Here is a 490-nt window from a genome sequence, read left to right as displayed (position 1 = left end):
AAAAGCGAGAGGTAATTATGCGTAAACTTTATGCCGCCATTTTGTCCGCAGCCATTTGTCTGGCCGTATCCGGTGCGCCTGCATGGGCGTCTGAACATCAGTCCACGCTGAGCGCGGGGTATCTTCATGCCTTGACGAACGTTCCCGGCAGCGATGATCTTAACGGGATTAACGTGAAATACCGTTATGAGTTTACGGACACACTGGGGCTGGTGACGTCATTCAGCTATGCAGGAGACAAGAATCGCCAGCTTACCCGTTACAGCGATACCCGCTGGCATGAAGATTCAGTGCGTAACCGCTGGTTCAGCGTGATGGCGGGGCCGTCTGTGCGCGTGAATGAATGGTTCAGCGCGTATGCGATGGCGGGTATGGCTTACAGCCGTGTTTCGACTTTCTCCGGGGATTATCTCCGCGTAACTGACAACAAGGGGAAAACGCACGACGTGCTGACCGGAAGTGATGACGGTCGCCACAGCAACACGTCTCT

Annotated in this window: 1 protein-coding gene; it reads left to right on the top strand. The window is 54.5% G+C overall.

Annotation, left to right across the window (positions count from 1 at the left end):
- Positions 1-17: 17 nt before the first annotated feature.
- A partial coding sequence (locus FQZ95_RS27045) for an Ail/Lom family outer membrane beta-barrel protein (protein WP_160530477.1) occupies positions 18-490 on the top strand: 473 nt, incomplete at its 3' end.

It is taken from the genome of Escherichia sp. HH41S (assembly GCF_009820115.1).
Classification (GTDB): Bacteria; Pseudomonadota; Gammaproteobacteria; order Enterobacterales; family Enterobacteriaceae; genus Escherichia; species Escherichia coli_F.
Note: the sequence above shows the minus strand (reverse complement) of the source record. Positions and strands in the feature narration are given on the sequence as shown.